This is a genomic window from uncultured Paracoccus sp., from assembly GCF_947496875.1.
Classification (GTDB): domain Bacteria; phylum Pseudomonadota; class Alphaproteobacteria; order Rhodobacterales; family Rhodobacteraceae; genus Paracoccus.
Genome location: NZ_CANMEH010000077.1, coordinates 1 through 657, shown reverse-complemented (window position 1 = coordinate 657; position 657 = coordinate 1). Strand labels below are relative to the sequence as shown.

The window sequence follows — 657 nt, the reverse complement described above, 5'->3', positions numbered from 1 at the left end:
CGGCGATCGCCTGCGCTTCGACCGGAGATTGCCTTCGATCTCCGCCCGCGATTGCCGGGCCAGCGACCTCGGCCCGCACTTGGCTCAAGCAGCACTCACCCCCGAGGCGCTTATAAAGTGCGCTCTACATCTCCGGGTCTCCCAGTGCGCCCGGAGCATTGGACGGAGGTTTGACTCCGGGGTGGGCACTCGCGCAGGTGACTGTCGTCCGAGGTTCGGAGCTCGCGCTCCGCATCGCAGGGCGGGTCCGCCCGGGTGGGTGATCGGCCGCGCTGCCTAGCCGGATCGCCGCTTGGACAGAAAGAAGCGCAGCATTTCCCGCGATGCATCCGGCCCGGCCGGGTCCGTGTGCGAGCCGGCGGCGCGGCCACCTGACCAGCCATGACCGCTGCCATGCACCGTCCACTCCTCCAGAAGGGTCTTTCCCGCCTTCGTGGCACAGGTTTTCCGCGTGTAGTCGCGGCCGCCGGGCGAACGGCCGAAGCTGGTCGTGCATACGAGCGGCGCCGAACGCGATCGCTCCAGGTTCCGCAGGAACCCGCCGGCATTCGAGGGGTGCACCACGCGATCGCTGTCGCCGTGAAAGACGATCGTTGGCAGCTGTGGCGTCAGCTTGCCGGTCGGCTGCGGCCCCTGTCGCCCCCGCATGGCTGACAC

The 657-nt window shown here is 68.9% G+C and carries 1 pseudogene; it reads right to left on the bottom strand.

Annotation, left to right across the window (positions count from 1 at the left end):
• Nucleotides 1-276: 276 nt before the first annotated feature.
• Nucleotides 277-657, bottom strand: a pseudogene (locus Q0938_RS19175) (poly(3-hydroxybutyrate) depolymerase); the annotation flags it as partial.